Annotated in this window: 13 protein-coding genes; 11 read left to right on the top strand and 2 right to left on the bottom strand. The window is 37.6% G+C overall.

The features are described 5' to 3' along the window. Window positions 1-23 precede the first annotated feature (23 nt). From IV87_RS00675 to IV87_RS00665, 3 genes are all read left to right on the top strand, one after another. Window positions 24-1,478, top strand: a complete 1,455-nt coding sequence (locus IV87_RS00675; RefSeq protein WP_057804978.1) for an APC family permease — start codon at window positions 24-26, stop codon at window positions 1,476-1,478. Window positions 1,479-2,057: 579 nt separating this feature from the next. Next, window positions 2,058-3,470, top strand: coding sequence for a C69 family dipeptidase (locus tag IV87_RS00670; RefSeq protein ID WP_143053133.1), 1,413 nt, complete (start codon window positions 2,058-2,060; stop codon window positions 3,468-3,470). Window positions 3,471-3,569: 99 nt separating this feature from the next. Continuing rightward, a complete protein-coding gene (locus tag IV87_RS00665) occupies window positions 3,570-3,965 on the top strand; it encodes an iron-sulfur cluster biosynthesis family protein (RefSeq protein ID WP_057804976.1) in 396 nt (131 codons plus the stop codon). Window positions 3,966-4,043: 78 nt separating this feature from the next. Here IV87_RS00665 and IV87_RS00660 read toward each other — a convergent pair whose 3' ends face one another. Next, entirely contained in the window at window positions 4,044-5,645 is a 1,602-nt protein-coding gene (locus tag IV87_RS00660; protein ID WP_057804975.1) for an ATP-binding cassette domain-containing protein, read from the bottom strand. Window positions 5,646-5,849: 204 nt separating this feature from the next. Here IV87_RS00660 and IV87_RS00655 point away from each other — a divergent pair, with 204 nt between their 5' ends. Beyond that, window positions 5,850-6,425: a hypothetical protein gene (locus IV87_RS00655; RefSeq protein ID WP_057804974.1), complete on the top strand. Its 576-nt coding sequence runs from the start codon at window positions 5,850-5,852 to the stop codon at window positions 6,423-6,425. A gap of 85 nt (window positions 6,426-6,510) precedes the next feature. Here the strand turns inward: IV87_RS00655 and IV87_RS00650 are convergent, their stop codons facing one another. After that, a complete protein-coding gene (locus IV87_RS00650; protein WP_057804973.1) occupies window positions 6,511-7,122 on the bottom strand; it encodes a C40 family peptidase in 612 nt (203 codons plus the stop codon). A gap of 122 nt (window positions 7,123-7,244) precedes the next feature. Here IV87_RS00650 and IV87_RS00645 point away from each other — a divergent pair, with 122 nt between their 5' ends. The 7 genes from IV87_RS00645 (at window position 7,245) to rihC (ending at window position 18,333) form a co-directional block, all read left to right on the top strand. Then, entirely contained in the window at window positions 7,245-9,617 is a 2,373-nt protein-coding gene (locus IV87_RS00645; protein WP_057804972.1) for an ATP-dependent DNA helicase, read from the top strand. A 249-nt stretch (window positions 9,618-9,866) separates the two neighbouring features. Beyond that, window positions 9,867-11,147 carry a NupC/NupG family nucleoside CNT transporter gene (locus IV87_RS00640; RefSeq protein WP_057804971.1) on the top strand — a complete coding sequence of 427 codons (1,281 nt, stop codon included), beginning with the start codon at window positions 9,867-9,869 and terminating at the stop codon, window positions 11,145-11,147. A gap of 288 nt (window positions 11,148-11,435) precedes the next feature. Continuing rightward, window positions 11,436-14,018 carry a DUF7601 domain-containing protein gene (locus IV87_RS00635; protein ID WP_057804970.1) on the top strand — a complete coding sequence of 861 codons (2,583 nt, stop codon included), beginning with the start codon at window positions 11,436-11,438 and terminating at the stop codon, window positions 14,016-14,018. Window positions 14,019-14,157: 139 nt separating this feature from the next. Then, window positions 14,158-15,651, top strand: a complete 1,494-nt coding sequence (locus IV87_RS00630; RefSeq protein ID WP_057804969.1) for a SpaA isopeptide-forming pilin-related protein — start codon at window positions 14,158-14,160, stop codon at window positions 15,649-15,651. Window positions 15,652-15,740: 89 nt separating this feature from the next. Continuing rightward, a complete protein-coding gene (locus tag IV87_RS00625) occupies window positions 15,741-16,547 on the top strand; it encodes a class C sortase (RefSeq protein ID WP_057804968.1) in 807 nt (268 codons plus the stop codon). 66 nt (window positions 16,548-16,613) lie between these two features. Continuing rightward, a complete protein-coding gene (locus IV87_RS00620) occupies window positions 16,614-17,276 on the top strand; it encodes a class A sortase (protein WP_236698942.1) in 663 nt (220 codons plus the stop codon). 139 nt (window positions 17,277-17,415) lie between these two features. After that, complete coding sequence (gene rihC / locus IV87_RS00615; protein WP_057804966.1) at window positions 17,416-18,333, top strand: ribonucleoside hydrolase RihC; 918 nt, start codon at window positions 17,416-17,418, stop codon at window positions 18,331-18,333. Window positions 18,334-18,383 lie beyond the last annotated feature (50 nt).

Raw genomic sequence — 18,383 nt, 5'->3', positions numbered from 1 at the left:
ATTATAATGGGGAGTTGGTTAAATTGGGAGACACGAATGTAAGTACGAAGCAATTTCGTTGGTTCACGATTGCATTAATCGCGTTTAACACTGTTTGGGGATTTAACAACGTCGTAAATAATTACGCACAGCAGGGTGCATCCGTGATTACATCATGGATTATTATTCTGATCATTTACTTTATCCCCTACACCTTGATGGTTGGACAGTTGGGGTCTACCTTCAAGAAAAGTGGTGGTGGTGTAAGTTCTTGGATTGATGAAACGTCAACCCGAGGTTTGGCTTACTTTGCTGCTTGGACGTATTGGGTAGTTCACGTGCCTTACTTGGCACAAAAACCACAAAATGTTTTGATTGCCATTAGTTGGGCGTTTACTGGAGCTGGAACCTACTTTAGTCATTTTTCAACAGCTATTTTTTCAATTTTATGTTTAATTGTATTTCTATTTTTCATGTGGGTAGCTTCTAAAGGAATTACCACGTTAGGTGTCATTGCAACTTTGGCTGGGTTAGCAACCTTTGTGATGTCAATTTTGTTTATTTTCTTGGCAATTGCAGCACCACATCTGCCAAATGTTACGGCAGCTACACCTAATTTAACAAGTGTGAAAACTTACGTGCCTAACTTTAACTTTGGGTACTTTACCACGCTATCAATGTTAGTGTTAGCCGTTGGTGGATCAGAAAAAATTGCGCCTTATGTTAATAAAACACGCAATGCTTCCCGTGAATTTCCACTGGGAATGATTGTCTTGGCCGTGTTAGTTGGAATTTGTGCCATTGTGGGTTCAATCGGAATGGCGATTATTTTCAACAGTAATGCGATTCCAAAGGATCTAATGATGAACGGAGCTTACAGTGCCTTTCAGCGTTTGGGACAGTATTATCACATTGGGAATACTTTGATGATTACTTATGGACTGACTAACTCGATTGGCCAGATTGCGGCTTTGATTGTTTCTATTGATGCGCCGTTACGAATTTTGCTTTCCGGTCATAATGACCAGTATGTACCGAAATCATTGATGAAACTTAATAAACACGGTGTTTTCATCAATGGTTATAAGATGACTGGTGTTTTGGTTGGTATCTTGATTATGGTGCCAGCATTGGGAATTAAGAATATTCAAGAACTGTATAATTGGTTGTTGAACTTAAATTCGATTGTGATGCCATTGCGTTATTTATGGGTATTTGTGGCGTTTATGTTATTAAGTAAGCATATGACGAAGTTTCATTCGGATTATCGTTTTGTGAAGAATAAGACGATTGGATGGTTGCTTGGTTTCTGGTGCTTTATATTTACGGCGTTTGTTTGTGTGTTGGGAATGGTGCCAAAGATTAGTTTCTCGGCAGACCCACATAGTTGGTTTTTGCAATTAGGAATGAATATTGTGACGCCAATCGTGTTGATTGCGCTCGGTTTGATTATGCCGATGATTGCGCGAAGAGACAAGAGTGTTAAAAAGGGCGATTAGCTTCTGAGTATAGCCTAAGAATCCCAATGATTCGTTCTTTGAATCGTTGGGATTCTGTAGCTACTATTCCACATTAAGGAAGATTATTAGCAAAATTCGCTAATAATAAGTGATGTTTCATACGTTGACCATTCTTGTGGCGGCAGTTCACACCGCAAGAACTGGCAACCGGAAGAAGCTGCCCTTTTTAACACGTTTCGGCTATAAGGCAGTAGAAGTACCAATGATTCGGTTTAGAAATCGCTGGGATTCTGTAGCTACTATTCCACATTAAAGAAGATTATTAGCCAAATTCGCTAATAATCAGTGATGTTTCATACGTTGACCATTCTTGTGGCGGCAACCCACACCGCAAGAACTGGCACCCGCAGGAAGCTGCTCCTTGAAACACGTTTCGGCTATAAGGCAGTAAAGCTACGAATTTTTAACCAATATTTTCATCAAAAAAGTAATTCAAGCACAAGACGGAGAAGATTCTCCGCCTTTTTTGAATCAATTAATTTTAAAAACCGATTTTTCTGGTAAAATGGGCGTATCAGTACAGAAATGGAGACGATAAACGTGAACAAAGTAGTCAGCATGTGTACCTCAGTTTTAGTCGGGAAAAAGGCCAGTTTAGATGGGTCAACAATGATCGCTCGTAATGAGGATCGTTATCTTCCTATTCATCCTAAGAAATTTTATATGCATCCTGCAGTTCAGGGACGCAAAGAAGTTTTGAAATCACAATTAAATGGATTTGAAGCGCCATTGCCTGAAAATGGTTATCGTTACACAGCCACACCGGATGCCGATCCCACGCAATTACATGAAGGTGTGAATGATGAGAGTGGTATTAATGAAAAAAATGTCGCAGTCAGTGCAACTGAAAGTACGTACGGGAATGAACGTACTTTAGCCTATGATCCCCTGCTTAAAGATGGCTTGGGTGAGGATTCCCTTGAAACAATGGTACTACCTTATGTAGATTCAGCTAAGGCAGGCGTTAAACGACTTGGTGACTTAATCGCAAAATATGGTTCCAATGCTGGCAACAGTATTTTGTTTAGTGATAAAGATGATGTTTGGTATATGGAAATTGTTACCGGTCATTACTGGGTAGCACAGCGCATACCTGATGATGCCTATGCGGTTGCTGCCAATGAAGTAGCCATTCAACAAGTAGATTTTGATGATCCTGACAATTTTATGTGGGCTGAAGGAATTCAAGAATTTGTTGAAAAACATCACTTAAATGTGGATGCGACAGGGTGGAATTTCCGTCATATTTTTGGTACTTTTAACGAAAAAGATCGTCATTACAACACGCCACGAGTTTGGTATGCGCAGAAGTATCTGAATCCGGAAATTGAACAGGATCCAGAATCTGGTGAATTACCATTTATCTGTCATACTAGTCATAAGATTTCGGTGGAGGATGTTGAATTTATTTTGGGATCCCATTATAACGAGACTCCATTTGATCCTTTGTCACCAGATGAAACGGCTGATAAATATCGATACCGTCCAATTTCAATGAATCGAACTCAGAATTCACATGTATTACAAATTCGTAATGATGTCCCAGCGGAACAAGCAGCCATCTACTGGTTGAACTTTGGGGTGCCATCATTCAGCCCTTATGTACCATTTTACAGTAATGCAACCGATACAGATGACAGTTACAAGCAAACTTCAATGAAGTTCAATTTTAGTGATGCTTACTGGATGTACCGCACATTATCAATGATGGTTGAAAGTCATTATCCACAATTTGTACAAAGCGACCGTGATTATTTGACGGCGCTTCGTGAAACACAACGCCGTTTCTTAGAAAACACCGATAATAAAGCAAACAAACTGTCTGGAGCAGCCTTGACAGCGTATCTGACTGATCAGAATAAGGTTTTGGTTGCAAAAATGCGAAAACAAACGGTTGATTTTATTGGTAGTTTGGTTGTGCAAGGTGCTGGTTTATCTAAGCTGACCTTCAATATGGATAAAAATTTATAATTGATTAGACTTGCAAGAATAACAACTAAAAATTCAAATTAATTATCAATGTCAATTCAGTTTGTTAAACTTGTGAAACAAGATAGTGGAGGTGAACCTATGCTAAACATTAAAGTTACGGATTCTGTCATGACCTTACTAAAAAGAAAAAATATTGCTGATAAAACGCTGTTGTTGGTTACGGATGATGGTGGTGGCAAGTATTCTCTACAGGGTGGGGCATGCAGCATTGGTGCCAAGTTTTCAATAGTTGCATTGGATAAATTTGATCCAGAATATCCACTTAGTATTGAAAATAATTTTGACCTTAAATTATATACTTCAGATTATGACACCCGATTTTTACGAACAGGTTTAACGCTGGATGTTAAAAACTCACGCATAACCTTAAAAGATAATACGGGTTTATTGGACAGTAATGTTCTCATCGCGAACGGCAAAGATATTTTGGCTGCTTTTGAAAAAGGCATTATTACGAATGGCAAAAGTTGTTAAAAGTTTGATCTAAAACACAAAACTGACCGATTTCTATTTTTAGAAACCGGTCAGTTTTTTTAAAATTCAAAAAAATTTTTACATTTTAATGATGTCGTCAAATAAATGCATGTTTTCTTGGTGTGGTGTGTGGCTGACCATAATTACCGTTAAGTTCGTGTTGGTAAGTAAATCGGCCTCAATTTTAGCCGCTGTTTTGGCATCGACAGATGAAGTACTTTCGTCCATGAGAATAATTTTAATAGCGTGACGTAGCAAACCGCGAGCTAACGCCAATCGCTGTTTTTGACCACCAGACAGATTAATACCGTCTTCGCCAACATCGGTTTCCAAAAACTTTCCGGCTTCTTTCAAAGAGGAGATTAAGTTTGTTTCTAACAAAACCTGTGACAAAGAATCTTCTGAAAAATGGTCTAACAACTGTAAATTTTGGCGAACCGTTGTATTTAATAAACGAGGTTGCTGATCCAAATACAGAATCCTGCTTAAGATTGTTTGTTGCGAGAGCTCTTGATAATCCTTGCCAAACAAAGATAACATTCCGGTGTAGTGAGTATTATAGCCGGCAACCAATTTTAGCAACGTTGATTTTCCGGTTCCACTGGCCCCCAGAATTAAATACTTTTTCTTAGCAAGAAAGGTATAGGAAAAATTCTGAATAATCGGTTTATCTTGATATTTAAACGAAATGTTTGTTGCTTGAATGGCTGTTTTACTTGGTTCAATAACTGGTAAATTTGTTTTGTGAGATTTGTCAGAAGTTAAAAGTTGATCATATTTACTGAACAGTGGCTTTACACCGCGCATGCTACCTAAATAGGTACTCATGTTACCTAAGTTATTAAAAACATTGCCGGCTAAAGCTCCCACAGCCATTAAAGTTCCAATTTTAACAAACCCATGTAACGCCAAGAAGCCACTTAAACCGATCAATAAGACTTGTGACAAAACGTTGCCGGTGAAGCCGATAATTTGAACGATTGATTGTGTTCGAGTGAGGTGAACGTTAGCTTTTTTTAAATTTAAAGAGGCTTGTCTGACATGTTTGGTAACCATCGGAAGTGCGAAGAGGGCATACAAAAAATTAAACCCTGATAAAACATCTTCCACTTGAGAAACAAACTGTTCATTTTCTTTGGTTAGGGCTTCGTTGGATTTTTGTAACCGGCGATCCATGATTTTAGGTGCCAGAATGATAATGAATGCCATGGCGATTGCGGTTACGGTTAAACTCCAATGATAAGCGGTTAAAGTGATCAGCGCGAAAATGGCGCCGAAAACGCCCTCAATTACGATAAATAGACTTTGTAAACCACTCTCGTTAATAATGGCAATGTCGTTGTTTAACCAAGAAACATAGGCACCCGTATTTTTACTGTGAAACGTTTCATAGGACAATTTTTCGATTTTTTGAGTGATATGATGGCGAATTGAAATATCGATGTCCTGAATAACAACTTGAGTGTAATTAACAACTAAATAAGTAAAGAGAATGACACCCAACCACACCAATAATAAGAAAATAATTTGATAGAAAAAGTTTTTTAAGTTATGAGCGACCAATGCGTTTAGTGAATTTGCATTGAAAACTGAAGCTAAAACTGTGAAAAATTCAGTAACCGCCATAAGAAAAATTAAAAGTGAAACCTTTTGCCAATTAGCTTTAAGATACTTCCCCATCAAGAATCATTTCCTTTTTAAGCAAATTTTTAGTAATAGAATTAGCTTAGCATATTATTAAAAACAAATGAAGAATAAATTAAAAAAGTAGTGATTATAAGATGTAAAAGCTAATGTAAAGCGCTATCATTTTAAAACTATCGTGTTAACATGAAGGTAGATTAACTGAAGCTTTATAAATTTAAGTGAAAGAAGTGAGTCTCAATGATGGATAAACTTTATTTTGGTCGTCAGCCAAATTATGGACCGCTAATAAGAAGTTTAATTTGGGGATTAATTGTGCTTTTACTCTTGATGTCATCATCAGTGTCACTTTGGATTGCGGTAGTTGTTGGCATTTGTGTTATGTTGGCGTTAGTTTTAATATATTATCCAGTTTATCTATTCCATCTTTATGGGAGGTGGTTGATTTCAGAAAGTGGTATTCAGTATTTGCCTATGAAAACCTATGGTGAAAAACTGCAGATTATACTATTTCCTAAACAAAATAAATTTAAAAAAATTCAATTTAAAAATATTCAAACAGTACGTATTATTTCAAGATCAGAAGTAAAAGATTCGTCTGATGTCGTCGCATTTGGTGCTTACATTCCAGAAGTCTACATGCCATGGATGCTTAAGCCTCATCTATTGGAGATTAAACAGTCAGGTGAACAACCAATTTATTTGGATTTATCTTGGGATCTTCGCAACAAAAAACAAGTTACGACGGATAAAATGGTAAAAATGCGAAATATATTTAAGAAAGAACACAAACCAATTACTAATATTGATCTTTAGTTGAAAACACAAAAACCCAGACACACGTGAAGCATTGTGCCTGGGTTTATTGTGTTTTCTGATTTTTGTTTGTAGTGAAATTGAGTTAATCTAAGTCAGTCACATGGGCGTAGCCAGCAATATATGGTTTCCAATATGAGGCCATGTAACTTTCTTTAATGACTCCGCGATCTTGTGCATCGATCATTTGGTTATCACCTGAAACAATAATACCGACGTGGGCAATTGTAGCACCACCATCATAACTGAAGAAAACCAAATCACCTGGTTGAACCTTGTGATGAGAAACGTGATCAAAAGCATTATATTGTGCCTGAGCAGTGCGTGGCAATGTCTTATTAAGGGCGTTTTTAAACACATACTGAGTTAGTCCAGAACAATCAAAGGTGTCGGGACCGACTGCACCATAAACATAATTTTTTCCAAGTTGTTTGCGGAGTAAATTAATTAAATCACTGTATTTTTTGTTAGTTGATTTATCACCAGCTTCAGAATCTTTAGCTGCCTTTGAATCAGATTTTATTGTTTGCGTTTTTTCCTTAATACTAATTGTGGATAAAGTACTATGATGATTGCTAGTGGCCTGAATTCCTTGAATGGGCTTGAGTATATCTGCCGAAATACTGGATTGAGCGAAGAAGATCGCCAAAAAAGTGGTAAAGAATAGTAAAATGGGTAGTGCAGTTTTAGTTTTCATGTAGGCTCCTTATTTTTTAAACTGATTTAGTAATCATAACAGGCTAATATTACAGAAGTTTAACAACGTTATTTTAAATGTAGGTCGAGTTACTACAAAATAGCAACGAAAGGATGGTACGGATGGCAAACAATAAGATCGGAATACGTCAGCTAGTTGAGTTTGTTCTCCGTGCCGGTGATCTAAGTTCAAGTAGTAACAGTCAAAACACAGCATTGGAAGGCGCACGCATTCACCGTAAGTTACAGAAAACGGGCGGTGAAAATTATGAAAAAGAAGTTTACGTTAAACGCACGGTCACCATGGCAGATGAAGAATATGTGATCGATGGCCGTGCAGATGGCGTGATTCAAACTAGCGACAGTTTACTAATTGAAGAAATTAAAACCTCTGATCCTGATTTTGAAGATTTATCGGAAAACACACTAACGCTTTATTGGAGCCAGGCTAAAGTTTACGGAGCCATTTTGACCCATGACTTGGACATACCCGAAGTAACCATAAGGCTGACCTATTATCAACGCACGACAGATAAGATCACGAAAACGGAACACACGTACCAACGTGAGGACTTACAAACCTTTTTTGATGGTCTGATTGAAGAATATCGAAGTTGGTTAGTTATGCGCAGTGACTGGCGGAAAAAGCGCAACGAAAGCATTCGAAAATTGGCGTTTCCGTTTAAAGAATATCGTAATGGTCAACGTGATCTCGCGGTTGCCGTTTATAAAACAGTTGCGTTGAAGAAACGATTATTTGTCGAGGCCCCCACTGGAACTGGCAAAACAATTTCGACACTTTTTCCCAGTGTTAAAGCAATGGGGGAAGGCTTGAGTGACCGTTTGTTTTATCTAACTGCCAAACAAAGTACGCGTAGTGTAGCCGAAAAAGGGCTGCAACTCATGGTGGATAAAGGACTGCAAATCAAAAGTATCACGTTGACTGCTAAAGATAAGATTATTTTTCCTGAAGAAGTTGATGTTGCACCTGAAGATAATCCTTATATGATCGGTTATTATGACCGGTTAAAAGACGGAATTCGTGATGTGTTTGAACATGAAAATCAAATTGTTCGTCCCACGATTGAAAAGTATGCCAAGAAGCATATGCTGGATCCGTTCGAATTTTCTTTAGATATTTCGACATTTATGGATGTCATAATTTGTGATTATAATTACTTGTTTGACCCCATTGTTTATCTACAGCGGTTCTTCTCGCAACCGGATGACAGTAACTTTTTCTTAGTTGATGAAGCACATAATTTGGTTTCTCGATCTCGTGACATGTATACGGCCCAGGTTGATGATCGTGAAATTGACAATCTCTTGGCAGCTGGTAAAACAGCTAGCAAGAATGAGGATGTGCAGGGGATTTCAAAACAATTAAAAAAAGTCCAAACCGTTTTTGATCAGGTGAAACTACCTTTGGATGAACAACATGAAACTCAAGCAGTCACGACCGAAGAGTTGACTGGGTTTCGTCATGGATTGGAAAAGTTCAATACCTTCGTGCAAGATTGGTTAGCGAAACAGGAACCAACTCCTTTCACTTCACAAATTTTAGATTTTTATTTCACCTTGTTAAGATACGTCAAAATTTCCGCTTTCTACGATGAAAGTTATCGTGTGATTGTAACCATTAATGACGATCAGAGTGTGAGTGTAAAAGAGCTCTGTTTGGATCCCAGTCCCTATTTAGATATGTCGTTAAAAATGGGACGCGGCGTGGTTTTCTTTTCTGCCACGTTGTCGCCGATGGCTTATTTTAAAGAAACGTTGGGTTGCGAAACAACGGGCTTAAGTTTGCAGTTGACCTCGCCATTTTTGGAACAACGGCAAAATATTTTGATTACGCAATATGTGAATACGACATATAAACAAAGAGATAATAGCGTGCAAAGTATTGTGACGAGTATTTTTGAAATGGTTAACGCTAAAAAAGGAAATTATTTAATTTTTTGTCCGTCTTACAAGTACATGACGCAAATTGAGGATGCTTTTTTAGATCAATATCAACAATTTAATGTGATTGAGCAGAGTAATCAGATGGATGAAACAGCGCGCAAAGAATTTCTAGATGCGTTTGCGAAAAATTATCCGCATTCTTTGATTGGTTTTAGTGTGCTGGGTGGCATTTTTTCGGAAGGAATTGATTTAGTTGGGGACCACTTGATTGGCGTTGCAATTGTGAGTGTTGGATTGCCAGGCTTAAGTGATGAACGTAATTTATTGCGCGATTACTTTGATCAAAAGAATGGCAAGGGCTTCGAATATGCTTACCAATTGCCGGGGATGAATCATGTTTTGCAGGCCGCTGGGCGTTTGATTCGCAGCAATCAGGATGCGGGTAACGTGTTGTTAATGGATAATCGTTTTGGCAGTCAACGCTATACAAAACTGTTTCCAAGGCATTGGCAACATTATCAAAGAATGTATTCGATCGACCAACTGGGCAAGAACATTAGTAATTTTTGGCAAGGACTAAGTGAAAAATAAGCAAAACGAATTGCAAAATGAAGTTAAATAACTTTCGTTAAGGGAAAAATTTAACTATTCATGAGGTAATTCGTTTTTTTGTAAAGAAAGGCTTATTTATGAAAAATCAAAATCACTTTTGTGCTGGTGATTTTTAGTTATTTACAGATATCCTTCATTTCTTGTTTACAGCAGTCTTTAATATCGGTATATTATATAAAGGTTGTTGCAATTATTGGGATTATACATAGAAAGAGGGAGCTCGCGGACATGTATTTAGCTATTAATATTCTTGGTATTCTTGTTTTCATCGGTGTCGCCTTTTTGTTCTCCAAAGATAAGAAACACATTGACTGGCGTTCAGTAATTACAATGTTAGTGATTAATGTTTTCTTAGCCTGGTTTTTGACTGGATTTTCGATCGGAATTGATGGGGTTAAAGCAGCTGCTGATGCCTTCAACTGGATGGTACAGATTTCGTATTCAGGAATTGGATTTGCGTTATCAAGTTGGGTAAACGTCAAACAAATGGACTTTGTGACAAGTTCTTTGTTACCAATTTTGATGATCGTGCCGTTATTTGATATTTTAACTTATATTGGTTTCTTACCATGGTTAATCAAATGGGTTGGTCGCGGCTTGGCTTTCATTACCCGCCAACCAAAGTTCGAATCATTTTTCGCTGTTGAAATGATGTTTTTAGGCAATACTGAAGCATTAGCGGTTTCTAGTTTGCAGTTGAAACAAATGAAGGCTCAACGTCTTGTAACTATTGCGATGATGTCTATGAGTTGTGTCACGGCTTCAATTCTAGGTGCTTACATGCAGATGATGCCTGGTCAATACATCATTGCCGCTGTGCCGATTAATATTGTGAACGCCATTATCGTGACGGTCATCTTGAACCCAGTTTCAGTTTCCCCAGAAGAAGATGTGGTTGCTAAAATTGGTGGTAGTGCTCAAACAGAAGAAAGTACACAAACAACAGAACCAAGTGGCTCTGAAGAATTAGCTGAAGATCAAGCTAAGGCCAATGAAAAACCAAAAAAAGAACCATTCTTCTCCTTCTTGGGTGATTCAATCTTAGGTGCTGGTAAGTTAGTTTTGATTATTTTAGCGAATGTTATTGCCTTCGTAGCTCTGGCAAAATTAATTGATGAAGGATTACAATTGATTGCACCTTGGCTGACACTTGAAAACATTTTGGGAATCATTATGTTTCCATTTGCATGGCTACTTGGTTTGGATGTGCCAACAGCCTTCAAGTTTGCCCAGTTCATGGGAACCAAATTGGTTACGAATGAATTTGTGGTAATGGGAAAAGTTGCGCCAGTTGTTCAAACGTACGCACCTCATTTCAAGGCAATGTTAACTGTTTTCTTAACTTCCTTTGCAAACTTCTCGACAACCGGAATGGTTATCGGGGCGTTCAAGGGAATTGTGGATCGTAAAAAGAACGATGTGATCTCTAAAAACGTGGGTTACATGCTGTTATCAGGAATTTTAGTTTCGCTGCTGTCGGCGGGAGTCGTTGGCTTGTTCAGTTGGTAAAATTAGAGAAAAAGTGACACAAATTTAGTTTTTGTCACAAATTAGCGTAAAAGTAGTGAATAATCGTGCCTTTAAGAAATTTTGGCAGATTATTCACTATTTTTTTGTTTATTTCGGGAAACGCTTACTTTATGTAAATGAAAATAAGCTAAAAATTATGGTAATTATAGATTAAATTTGCATAGAGCATAAAATGCTTGCTATACTCAAATTAAAGTAATGATAACTATAAGATTACTGCATAAAATTTTGGAACTCATCCAGTATGCTTTTAGGAGGGATAGTTGTATGACCATTAGAAGGATTTACTCGGTTCTAATGATCGGGTTGTTGCTTTTAGGAATTGGGTATCCTGTTACAGGAGCCTTTGCTGAAGAAGATCAGACCGATCAATTTAGAATTACAGAGACAAAGTTAACAAATGAAAATGATGAGAAAGTGGAGGAGGTTGATGCAGAAAAACAAATAAACGCCAAATTTCATTTGAAAATGACAGGAAAACAAGCTCGAGAAAATGATGGAACAGTATTACAACTACTTGGGACAGAGAGTCTAAGTATAAAGAATAGTACACAACAAATTACACCAGAAGTGGTTAACGGAACTTTTATAAAGGCTCCATCAATGACCTTTCAATATAGTGATGAGTTTAGTACGTATATGTTGAAATGGGACAAAACGGACTTTGATGATGTTGCGGATGATCAAGAATTTGATTACGAGATTACTTTACCCTTAGAAATTAAGACAATTACAGAAGATTTCAAAGCAGATATTGAAATGAAATTTAGCGGTTTAAAAGATACTGTAAAATTTAGTTCTCTTTCATTTTTAGCACCAGTTGAAAATGAAAAGGTCGAATCTGAAAGCAGTACATCAACTGAAAAAGAGTCGGAAACTAGTAAGGAAGAAAAACAAGAAAGCTCTGAATCTAAATCAGAATCAGAATCAGATGAGGATGAAGATAGCGATACAGCCGTAATTAGTGAGAGCCAATCTAAAAAAGCCTCCAAAAAGGTTGCTAAGTCAATTGAGGAAGTTGTATTGCCAACTTTACCTAATCGTACTGGAAATCCTTTAGGAGTAGCAGCTAATTTTCATATTTTTGCAGAAAATTTTGCAGACGGTGGACGTGCACATACCAGCGGGAACATTGCGGTTAATTCTTTAACAAATACGTCCGGAATTGGAAATGAAGAACGTGATGAACACTGGCAAGAAACCAGTTATGTAAAAAACTATGACGGTACAAGAAATGAAATTAGTTTTAGAACCGGTGTTTTTGGTGATAGCCATAGCTTATCTCGTGATAATAACGGGGTGGGAAACTACTTAACAGGTGGTCCCTTAGGTAACGAACTAGTTCGATATCACCACAGTAATGAAGCTGGTAAGAATCCCACAGGTGCAGCAATAAACGGAAACTGGATTGATGTTACAAATACATTGACAGATCTGAAACAGACCCGAAAAGAGTTAGTTGAAACTCCTTATGCGATTGATTTCGAAGATACACGCTATTTGACTACAGACGGGAACAAATTAACTTTGAATTTTGAAAATGAAGAAATTCAAAATACATTTGTAATTCGAGTTGATAATTTACAAATAGCTGGAAAAGAATTTGATATTAAATTGCGTGATGATCAAAATCTGATTTTTATTGCCTCTCCAGATAGTGATGGAAGACTAGGCAGTGCTCATATGAATATCTATGTTGATGGAGAAGCAGTTGGATCCGATCCAGAAGCGGGTTCAGGAACGCGTTTTAATTATTCGATTTTATGGGTAATTCCTGAAGAATTTGAAGAATTTACCTTAGTCGGCAGCATGTTTTTTGGATCAATATTAGCACCTTCTCAAACAGTTACAAGTACGACAAACTTTAATGGAACAATTGTTGCGGATACTTATCTTGGGTCTTCTGCGGAAACACATTCGTGGACTTACAATCCAACGACACCAGTTATACCTGAACCAGAAGATACTAGATTGGTATTGAGAAAAACGATTGAAGGTACTGAGGATAATAAGCAAGAGAAGTTTAAATTTGTGATTACACGTGAAGATATTGATGGTTTTGATGAAACGTTAAAAATGCTTGTTAGTGGTGAATCAGTTGATAGAGAGCTTAAGTTTACAAATGGGAAATCTGATGAAATCACTTTGGGACATGATCAATTCATATCACTGGTCGTGCCGAATGGATCAGCATTTTCAATTGAAGAAGTTGGTGGTCCACTCACAAGTACATCCATCACTTTCAATAATGATCCTGGGACAACTATTGACGGTAAACTGAGTGGCACAATTACGATGGGTACGAAAGAAAAAGGCGAAAGCCAAATCGTCGATTACGTAAATAGTTTTACCGAAGAGGAGCCTAAAACAAAGGACCTTCAAATCAAAAAGACGGTTTCTGGATCAGTCCCAGACGGAACTAAATTTAAGTTTGATTTGAGTATCGATCCTGCTGAAGCGGGTACCTACAAATACTCAATTGACGGTGGAGACGAAAGAACGATTGAATTTGATTCTGAAGGAAAATCAACTTCTTCAATTGAATTAACAGCTGGACAAACTGTTACGATTAAAGATCTTCCAGAAACTTCAAAAGTAACTGTGAATGAAGTTGATGCTGACGGTTATAAAACAGACATCACCTATAACGGTGAAAAGCATGAGAATCAAAAAACGATTGAAATTGAACTGGGGAAAATTACTGATGATTCGGCTTTAGTGGTTTTCAATAATCATTTAACATCCCCGACTATGCCAGTGACAGGAGGTATAGGTAATCTCATTATTATTCTAGTTGGCTTGATGGTACTGGCTTCTGGTATGTGGTTATATCGGAAAAAAGTGAGGTAGAGCAAATGGATAATTGGATTATTTTACCGCTTGTGTTGGAAAGGCGTGGTTAGTCAGTTTTTATCAAAAATCGGAAATTGTAACAATAATTTTAATAAATCAAAGAAGGTAATAGTTAGAAAAATTAGGAGGAGAACATATGATAGCAACTAAAAAGGGCTTTTTCAAAAAGATCGGTGCAGGATTGATGGTAATGGCTGCTATGGCTCCCATCGCACTTGGTATGACAAGTATGAAGAGTGTGAGTGCAGATACAAAGACAGAAGATAAATTTACAATTAGCTTGCATAAAATGATCAAGAATTCTGATACAGCTGAAGATATTGAAAGTGATGGTACCGATAAAGGGCCTATCAACGGGTATGAAAACTATGATAAGAGCAAAGATGGTAATGTTGAATTCTCAATTTTTAATGTTGAAGAAGCATTTGAAAAATGGAAAGGTGCTCAGGACGAACCCTATAATGACGATGGAGCTGCTTTTAATGCCTTTCAACAAGAATTAATCTCAAAATTTTCTAAAGATGATAATGGAAATGATCTTACAGTAGATCAAATTCTGGAAGCTCAAAAAACATATTTGGCATCTAATGAACTTACGGCCTTACAAACAATTAATACAGATACGGAAGGCTGGTCGGGTAATACCTTCAACTTTTCTAAGGAAGGCATTACGAATAGTGGTAAATATCTAATTTTAGAAACAGATGCGGATTCAACACAAGTCTCATCAATTTCTGCACCACTTATTTTCAGTTTACCGTTAAAAGGACATACAAACAGTAGCAAGATTCATTTATATGCTAAAAATACAGTTCCTAAGACAGATCCTGAACTAGAAAAGAAAATGCAAAGTCCAGAAGATTTCGAGGATTTTGTTACCAAGGCGGGAGTCGAATTTGAGTTAACTGGACCTAACGGTAGTGTGAAACAAACTACTGATGCAAACGGTAATATTGATATTAAAAAACTTGCAAATGGAAGTTACACACTGAAAGAAACCAAAACTCTTGAAGGATATGCACTCCTTACAGGAACTGTTAAATTTACAGTAGAAAATGGGAAAATTTCTCTTGATGAAGGTTCTGCTGAATGGGCAGTTCTTAGTGAAGAACCTAATGGTAGTGGTAACTGGGTTTTCAAAATCAAAAACTACTTAAAAATTGGAGACAAGGAATTTGTTAAAGTTGATAAAGATGATGACAAATTAAAATTAGAAGGTGCAGAGTTTGTTATCTTAAGATCTAATGATCCGAACGCCACTAAAGAATATGCGGTATTGGATACAGACGATGACAATAAGTTTGTTCGTTGGACAAAAGAAGAGTCTGAAGCTACCACTTTAACTTCAGCTAAAGAAACAGGATTATTTAAAGTGACTGGAATGCAATATGGCACTTGGTATCTACAAGAAACTAAAGCCCCAGAAGGCTATGGATTACGGGACGATTTAATTCCATTTACTATTGATGGAAAATCTAATCAGAAAACACAAAAAGTTACAAATACCAAATACGGTCTTCCAAGTACCGGTGGTATGGGAATCTGGTTATTCGTTCTTATCGGAGCAGCTCTGATGGGTGGATCTGGATACTATTACTACAAATCACGTAAAAATAAATTAGCTGAATAAGCAACTTTACCACATAAGTTTTATAAACAATAAGGATGACTGTTCATCCTTATTGTTATACATAGCACAAAAGTTTACTAAGGGAGGTGTTGGTCATTAAACGCAAATGGCTAAAACGTACAATTACAGCGTTAATATTTATAATTGGTTTGGGAATCGTTTCCTTCCCATTTGTCTCAAACGCCATGTCACAACAACAGCAACACCGCATGATTGACACCTATAATGATGTTTCTCGACATAGCAAACAGGTCGTTGTGGTTTCCACCTCCAAACTTAGCAAAACACTAGCTTGGTTTAAAAATCCATTTCAAAAATTTAATGTCAAAAAAGTGGATAAAGATAAAAGATCTAATACCATTAATGGAATGTTGACCCAAGTTGAAATGCTGGGAACAATTAATATTCCCAATATTGATGTCAAATTACCCATCTTTAAAGGGACAGCAGATCTTCAATTAAGTGAAGGTGCTGGCCTCATGGAAAAGACGTCCCCATTAGACGGCAAAAAAGGCTCACATAGTGTTGTTACGGCGCATCGAGGGCTACCCGGAAGTAAGTTGTTTACAGATTTACCTAAGCTGAAAAAAGGGGATCGATTCTTCATCAACTCAAAAGGTAAAAAAATGACTTACAAAGTGGACCGGATCAAAACGATCAAGCCGACTGAGCTAGGCAACTTTGCAAAAGATGATCGGTATAACTATGTAACTCTGATGACGTGTACGCCATATATGATTAACAGTCATCGTTTGCTGGTAAGGGGCCACCGGATTCCAAATGAGAAAGAGCCGGCTGCTAAAAAACAAATTTCATGGTTGTGGATTGGACTAGGCGTCATCATAGCAGGCGGCGCTACGTATGGTGGGTATCGATGGTATAAGAAGAGAAGGTGAAAATAAATGAGCCGAAAAATGACAAAGTGGTTGTTAGGTCTAGTTTTTATGATAGGACTTCTAATAATGTTAGTGGCTTTATTAAGTGATCCTTTGATTCGGCACATGGGAAACGGTGAAATCGAAACAATGAACACCAAAAAAGTGGAAGCCAGCAAGCATAAAAAAGCGAACTTTGATTATGCGTCGGTAAAAATGTTAAATCCTGCGAATGTGACTTGGGGAGCGGTGCAAGATGCAACGCGAAATGCAATCGGCAATACAAACAAATCAGGGAAAAGCAATGATGCAAATTACGCACCAATGGGCAAACTGGCGATTCCAAACGTGGCGATGCGTTTACCAATTGGAAAAGGATTGGGACATGTGGTTCTTTCCAGAGGTGCAGGAACCATGACGGCCGATCAACAAATGGGTCAAGGAAATTTTGCGATGGCCGGTCATTATATGACAAATACCCGCATTCTATTTTCACCATTAAAGCGAGTCAAAATTGGCGATATGATTTATCTGACGGATTTGAAAAAAGTTTACCGTTACCGAACATTTAGTAAACGAACGGTATCCAAGAACGCAGTTGAAGTTTTAAGGGATGTTCCTGGAAAAAAAGTTGTCACGTTGATTACTTGTGCTTCGCCATATACAAATGAACCCAATCGAATCGTCGTTCAAGGTGAGCTTGTGGGCACGAGCACCAATCTTAACCGCTATAAAAACATTTTTGGGTAAACTCAAGGATGTTTTTTACCTAATGGGTATAAAAATGATTTAGGACTTTGTAAACGATCTAAAAACCAGTACAATAAAAGTAACAAGTACGCGTTTTTTTAACGATGAATCGCCCTAAAATCAAGGAGGATGATGCAACATGACAACGAGAATAATTATGGATTGTGATCCTGGAATTGACGATGCAGCAGCTATTTCGGTAGCGTTGAATAATCCGGAGTTTGATGTGCGTTTAATTACCACGGTGGCAGGAAACGTGACGGTGGATAAAACTACCCGCAATGCTTTGAAGTTGGTACATTTCTTTGACAAAAAAGTTCCGGTTGCCAGTGGTGCAGAACAACCTTTGATTAAACCTTTTGAAGATGCAGCACGCATTCATGGTGAGTCGGGGATGCCTGGTTATGATTTTGATGAGTATGTCGGTGATACGGTAAAACATTCCGCAATGGAAGCCTTATATTTAACGATTATGCGAAGCTCTAAGCCGGTTACGTTGGTGCCAACGGGAGCTTACACAAACATTGCACTGTTATTATCGGTTCATCCAGAGGTTAAACCTAAAATTAAACGGATTGTTGCGATGGGTGGTGCACTTGGTCGTGGCAATATGACCAGTGCGGCTGAGTTTAATGTATTTACGGATCCGGATGCCGCTAAAATTATGTATGCGTCAGGGATTCCTATTGTGATGATTGGGTTAGATGTCACAATGAAAGCTTTGCTAACACCCGAAACGTTGGAGACGGTATCAACGTTGGGAGAAGCCGGAAATATGTTAGCATCGATCTTCAAACATTACTATGAAGGTCATGAGGGCGGCATTCCAATGCATGATGTAAATACAATTTGTTACTTATTGCATCCGGAATATTATCAAACAGTAAATTACTGGATTGATATTCAGACTGATGGACCCGCAATTGGAGAAACAGTTGCCGATATTCGGGGAGCTTATCATGGTGGGCAAACAAATGCTGAAGTTGCCGTTGGTATCGATGCGGATGATTTTAATCGATGGTTTATTGAAGAAGTTCGACAAATGCAAGTGAATTAAACAAGTTATTCTTGAGAATCTAAAAATCTAAAAAGATCAAAAGTTAGTAA

The sequence above is a fragment of the Pediococcus ethanolidurans genome, from assembly GCF_001437405.1.
Classification (GTDB): Bacteria; Bacillota; Bacilli; order Lactobacillales; family Lactobacillaceae; genus Pediococcus; species Pediococcus ethanolidurans.
This window is presented reverse-complemented; position numbering and strand designations above follow the sequence as displayed.